This window comes from Paenibacillus sp. EKM212P (genome assembly GCF_011066115.1).
Classification (GTDB): Bacteria; Bacillota; Bacilli; order Paenibacillales; family Paenibacillaceae; genus Paenibacillus; species Paenibacillus polymyxa_B.
The window spans coordinates 1-526 of sequence record NZ_JAAMNR010000046.1 but is presented as its reverse complement, the minus strand read 5'-3'; the positions used below and the strand labels follow the sequence as shown (position 1 = coordinate 526).

At 53.2% G+C, this 526-nt stretch carries 1 protein-coding gene; it reads left to right on the top strand.

Annotated elements, in window-relative coordinates; genetic code table 11:
- The coding region (locus G9G54_RS24890) for an AMP-binding protein (RefSeq protein ID WP_165179944.1) at nucleotides 1–526 on the top strand (526 nt) is incomplete at both ends.

Below are 526 nucleotides of genomic sequence, written 5' to 3'. Positions count from 1 at the left end.
TTGATCTGACCTTGGATGCAGTGGAGCAGCCGGAAGGCATTCTGTGCAGTCTGGAATACAGCACGGCGCTGTACAAGCCTGAGACCATCGCGCGATTGGCACAGCATTTTACCGAACTCGTACGTGCAATTACCCTTCATCCACAGCAGCCACTGGCAGCTTTGGATATGGTAACCGTCGAGGAGAAGGCACAAATCATCTACGGTTTTGGAGATGTGGGGGTATCGGATGTTGCTGCTGAAGCAGAGAGCTTATTCCATACCTATGTGGAAGAACAAGCGCAGCTTGTACCAGATCACGTGGCGGTGGTGTACAAGGAGCAGCAGCTTACGTACCGTAAACTGAACGAGCGTGCGAACGAATTGGCGCGGAGATTGCGGAATGAAGGTATTGGCCGCGAGTCGATGGTCGGCATTTTGAGTGAACGTTCGGTAGACATGCTGGTCGGCGTATTGGCGGTGTGGAAAGCTGGAGGCGCGTATGTGCCGCTGGATGCAGATTATCCGTCCGAACGCATTCGTTTCAT